Origin of the sequence: Microvirga tunisiensis, assembly GCF_009296175.1 — a bacterium.
GTDB classification, from domain to species: Bacteria; Pseudomonadota; Alphaproteobacteria; order Rhizobiales; family Beijerinckiaceae; genus Microvirga; species Microvirga tunisiensis.
On record NZ_VOSK01000404.1, the window covers coordinates 1 to 4,926 of the forward strand.

Annotated in this window: 5 protein-coding genes; 2 read left to right on the plus strand and 3 right to left on the minus strand. The window is 63.7% G+C overall.

From position 1 onward, the window contains the following. The coding region (locus FS320_RS37835) for a transposase (RefSeq protein ID WP_244627651.1) at positions 1-404 on the plus strand (404 nt) is incomplete at its 5' end. A gap of 746 nt (positions 405-1,150) precedes the next feature. After that, positions 1,151-2,344 carry a succinylglutamate desuccinylase/aspartoacylase family protein gene (locus FS320_RS37840; protein WP_152717428.1) on the plus strand — a complete coding sequence of 398 codons (1,194 nt, stop codon included), beginning with the start codon at positions 1,151-1,153 and terminating at the stop codon, positions 2,342-2,344. Between the two features lie 498 nt (positions 2,345-2,842). Here FS320_RS37840 and FS320_RS37845 read toward each other — a convergent pair whose 3' ends face one another. The 3 genes from FS320_RS37845 to FS320_RS37855 all read right to left on the minus strand — a co-directional run. After that, positions 2,843-4,012: a zinc-dependent alcohol dehydrogenase gene (locus FS320_RS37845; RefSeq protein ID WP_152717429.1), complete on the minus strand. Its 1,170-nt coding sequence runs from the start codon at positions 4,010-4,012 to the stop codon at positions 2,843-2,845. A 14-nt stretch (positions 4,013-4,026) separates the two neighbouring features. Then, positions 4,027-4,668 carry an SRPBCC family protein gene (locus FS320_RS37850; protein ID WP_162003509.1) on the minus strand — a complete coding sequence of 214 codons (642 nt, stop codon included), beginning with the start codon at positions 4,666-4,668 and terminating at the stop codon, positions 4,027-4,029. Then, on the minus strand, positions 4,637-4,926 hold a 290-nt coding region (locus FS320_RS37855), incomplete at its 5' end, for an integrase core domain-containing protein (RefSeq protein WP_152717431.1). The genes FS320_RS37855 and FS320_RS37850, both read right to left, overlap by 32 nt.

A 4,926-nucleotide genomic window follows, 5' to 3' on the forward strand; every position in this document is an offset into this window, starting at 1 on the left:
ACACCTATCGCTGCCCAGCCGGGGAGCGCCTGACGCGGCGGTTTACGTCGATTGAGAACGGCATGGCTCTGCACGTGTACTGGACCACCTGCTGCGAGCGGTGTGCCCTGAAGGAGCTGTGTACGACCGGCAAGCAGCGGCGCATCAAGCGCTGGGAGCACGAGGATGTGCTCGATGCGATGCAGGAGCGGCTCGACCGGGCACCGGCGACGGCACGCCTGCGGCGCCAGACGGTGGAGCACCCGTTTGGAACGATCAAGGCGTGGATGGGCGCCACGCACTTCTTGACCCGGACCCTGGAGCGGGTGCGCACGGAGATGAGCCTGCACGTGCTGGCCTACAATCTGAAGCGGGTTCTGGCGATCCTCGGGCCAGGACCGCTGCTGGTGGCAATCCAGTCCTGAGGGAGCATCGCACTAGGCGTCCAGGCTGAGCACGATGGCTCGGACACCATCGGGACGGACATCCAGCCTGATCGATGAGCCAAATAGCCGTTGGCACTCGCGCCTCCACCGATCAGAGAACCACAGGATGCACTCAGTCGGTCGCGAGCCGCGTTTTGACACGGCCTCGACCCATTCCGGACCATCCGATGGTAGGGACCCATGCTGGACAGAGCGCTTGATCCCATTGCCCGGAAGTTCAAGGCCCGTCCCGCGACACTGCTTCCTCGACGGTAGGTGCCAGGTTTTGCAGTCTGCTACGGAACCGACCCGGGAGGAGGCGGAAGGTTCCACCCGCATCGGGCGACGTTTCTGCGGTCGGACAGTGCGGAGGCGGCTATAATCTCTTGGCTTGGGTTCGGAGCGCCGCCCACTACTCCTTGGTCAGGCGGGGAGAGGCCGAGGAAACGTGCTCATCTCTTTCTCTCCCACACGAGCACTCGCGAGTATTCCCGCGCCGGCTGAGGCCTGATTGCGAACCTGTTTTACTGAAGAGGTGCGGTGGCGTTCCATAGGTCCGCACGAAGACTCCGCGAAATCTTCAAAACGCATTCCATACTGGGCGTTTCGCGAATTCGATTACGCTGCTGGGCCGGAGAGGCTATCGGGTCGGAATCAAAACCTTACCAAATCCGTCGTCGTGATACGGTCGGCAGACGCGTCCATTTTGACTGTGTTGCCCACGGCATCATGAAAGGACCCTCACCATGACCGACGAACCGAACACCAGGGTTGATCGACGGGACTTCATGATCGCAGCCATTGCGTCGGCTGCCCTCGTTGCCGAGGCTGGCGCGGCGAACGCCCAAGGCACGACGGCATCGTCCCCTGATCCTTCACCGGCTCTGCCTCAGGGAACGGCCTATACCGGCGACGTGATCAGCGGAAAGAAGGTCATCAGCGCGCTGAACGTCGATGATCTGGAGCCCGGCAAGAAGCACCTCTTCTATTTCCAGGGGGTGCAGATGGTCACGGGCCAGCATTGGTACGTGTCCGTGGTGGTGGCCAGGGGCGCCCGGCCGGGCAAACGCATTGCCCTCGTCAGCGGCGTGCACGGCGATGAGATCAGCCCGGTGCACACGATCCAAACCGTGATGGATCAGCTCGATCCGGCCCAGATGTCGGGCACGGTCCTGGCGGTGCTGGACGTCTCCCGTCCGGCGCTCGAAGGCATGGCCCGCCGATGGCCCAGTTCGGGCAGGGGCATCGACCTCATCGACATCAACCGCGAGTGGCCCGGCAACGAGAACGGCGCCAGCGCGCCCGGCCGGCACGCCGGACTTGTGTTCAACAGGCTCCTCAAGCCGAACGCCGACTACGCGATCGACTTCCACACCGCGGCCACGGGGATGGACATGACGGCGTTCCACTTGGCGCGGATGGACCTGCCCGAGGTAAGGGCGATGGCGGAGCTGTTCCCCATCGACCACGTCTTCGACAATCCGGCCTATCCCACCCTCCTGGCCAACGCGCTCATCGCAGCCGGCATCTCCGCCTTCACGCCCGAGATTGGCGCGCCGCGCATCCTCGACCGCAGGATGATCCCGCTGTTCGTCGAAGGCACGATGAACGTGCTCAAGCACCACGGGATCGTCACTGGAGCGATGGGCCGCACCGGGAAGGACACGGGGCTGTTCATCGGCAACGACACCCACGTCGTCTTGGCGACCCAGGGCGGCTTCGTCGAGCTTCTGGTCGCGCTGAACGACAAGGTCGATGTTGGCCAGAAGGTCGCGATCCAGCGCAACGCCTTCGGCGAAGTCGTTGCGGAGTACACCTGCGAGGTGGCTGGCGAGGTGGCGGCCCGCCGCACCGATGCGACTGCCGAGCCCGGCACGCCGCTTGTGTTCGTCCTCTTCAACAGTGCCCGCCCGGAGGGAGCGGATCCTTATCCTGAGTGAGGTCTAACGGATTAGCATTGGTAGACATATACGGGCGTCCACGGACGTCGGTTACACAAGGTGCGCCCCCTCGGTCGACAGACATGCGCCAGCTCGGTTGAACCGTCCGTCGGCCGATCATGCCCTTGATGCAAGGAACTGTATTTTCCACTGAGAAATGGCTGCTCCTGGCACTCCTGAGACGTAAGCACATGGTCCGCTTCGGCGCTCAAGAGCCGCCGTTCGTTGAACCGCCGGAAGGTGAATGTTTGACCCCATGCGGACATTCACAATCTCCGCTTGGGACAGCGACGGGCCACACAGCCTGCCGACTGAATGCCACGTCAGCCAGGTGACATTTAGCGAGAGTATACGAGGGCCTCAGTGCCGCCTTGCTCGACTCCGGTGCCCGGTGGAAGTTCGTCCATCGCGTACCGAGGGCACATGACGAGGTGGGGAGCATGCCTCCTGTAGCTCCAACAATTCCATAGCCTTTTGTTATGGGGATGGCTCCAGTTTTTAGGGAATGAACACAGAGCGGACGCAACCGTCCTCCTTGTGCTTGAACATGGCGTAGCCACGCGGTGCATCTTCGAGCGAAAATCGGTGCGTCGCCAGAAACGATGGGTTCAGCTCTCCCTTCTGCGCATGGTCGAGCAGGCGGTCCATGTAAGCCTGCCCATGCTGCTGGGCCGTGCGCACCGTCAGGCCCTTGTTCATGATCGCCCCAATCGGAAACTTGTCCATCACGCCGTAGACACCCAGGATCGAAAGGGTCCCCCCTTTGCGGCAGGCCAGGATTGCCTCGCGCAACGCTTGGCCGCGATCTGTGTGCATGTACATGAGCTGCTTGGCGCGGTCGTAGGCGTATTGCAGACCGGTGCCGTGCGCCTCCATGCCGACCGCGTCGATGCACGCGTCGGGGCCCCGGCCGCCTGTCATTTCCTTGAGCACCTCCAGGACGCTGTCGACCTCCTCGTAGTTGATGGTCTCGGAGCCGACATGCTCGCGGGCCATCTGCAACCGCTCGGGCAGGCGGTCGATCCCGATCACCCGCTCGGCTCCCATCAGGAAGGCGCTCCTCTGGGCCATCAGCCCGACGCCGCCGCAGCCCCACACGGCCACCACGTCGCCGGGCTGAATGTTGCAGAAATCCGCCCCCATGTAGCCGGTCGGGGCCGCATCAGACAGAAACAGCACCTGCTCGTCCGGCACACCATCCGGCACCTTGAAGCAATCGTTGTCGGCAAACGGCACGCGCACATACTGGGCGTGCGCTCCGGCATAGCCGCCGAATGCGTGGGTATAGCCGTAGATGCCAGCGGTCGGATAGCCGAAGACGGGTTCCTGCAACTCGGGTTTGGGATGGGTGTTGTCGCACAGCGAATAAAGTTTGTTCTTACAGTACCAGCACTGGCCGCAGGTGATGAAGGACGGCACCACGACCCGATCCCCCTTCTTGACCTTCTTCACCTCAGGCCCGACGTCCTCGACCACGCCCATGAACTCGTGGCCGATCACGTCACCGGCCTTCATGGTCGGGATGTAGCCGTCGATGAAGTGCAGGTCCGAGCCGCAGGTGGTCGACATGGTGACCCGCAGGATGCAGTCGTGCGGATTGACGATCTCGGGATCCTTGACGGTCTCGACACGCAGATCGTTGACGCCGTTCCAGATGAGCGCACGCATGAGAAGCCTCCTCGTCAGCGAGGGTCAGTCCGAGCCGCCGGCTGGCGCTCGGTGGTCGGGATCTCGCCGGTCTGGACGAGGGCCTTGAAGAAGTGCAGCGACTTGCTCGCAAGCGCCGCCGGTGCCGTATTGCCCAGCATCTGGATAGCGATCCGGCCGAGCATGCCACCGGGCGGATCGAGGCTGGCACGCAGGACCACCACGGTGCCGCGGTTGCCGGTAGCGGGGCGGAAGCGCACGGACGCTTCCCGGATCAGAGCGCCGTCGCCTTGTGCCTTCCAGCGCATGAACTCGCCCGGCTGGTCATCGGCCAAGCGCATGTCCCAGGAGCCGAGATTGTGTCCGGCGCTCCAGCGTGTCTGCCCGTCACCCGTGGGCTGGACGTCGGCAAAGGGCGCCATGATCCGCCTCATGGTTTCCGGATCGCGCCAGCGACGGTAAAGTTCGTCAGCGGGAACGTCCTCGATCGTAATCGAGCGCTCGACCTCCGGCTCGTGCCCAGCAGCCGATCGTCGGTTCGGATCTGTGCTGGTCCGACTCCCGTTATGGCGCATTTGGGCGCCGATCAGACCGACGGCGGCCACGCCAGCGGCCGCCGCGAGGGCGAGCCCAACGATGCCAGGGCTAGTTGTCTGGATGCGAGACCTCCTTGGCATGAGCGATGACCTGGAGGGCTGGCGGCAACGCGTCTGCATCGGGTGGCTTGTAGCGGCGGTTGGCGAGCTTCGGCTCGGCAGCCAGGCGGCTTCGCACAACCTCATCCGGGGATCGCCCCTTGAGCACGCGTTGACGTCTTCTGTTATAGGCCTGATTGAAGCCCTTGAGCAGCGTCTCGAGGTCCCGATGGCTGTAGATGGTGATGCCCAGCACCTCGCGCTGCACCCGCCCGTTGAAGCGCTCCACGAGACCATTGG

Excerpts from the sequence above, each read along its gene's own strand:
- FS320_RS37840 (WP_152717428.1), top strand. The coding sequence starts at position 1,151 with ATGACCGACGAACCGAACACCAGGGTTGATCGACGGGACTTCATGATC.
- FS320_RS37845 (WP_152717429.1), bottom strand. The coding sequence starts at position 4,012 with ATGCGTGCGCTCATCTGGAACGGCGTCAACGATCTGCGTGTCGAGACC.
- FS320_RS37850 (WP_162003509.1), bottom strand. The coding sequence starts at position 4,668 with ATGCCAAGGAGGTCTCGCATCCAGACAACTAGCCCTGGCATCGTTGGG.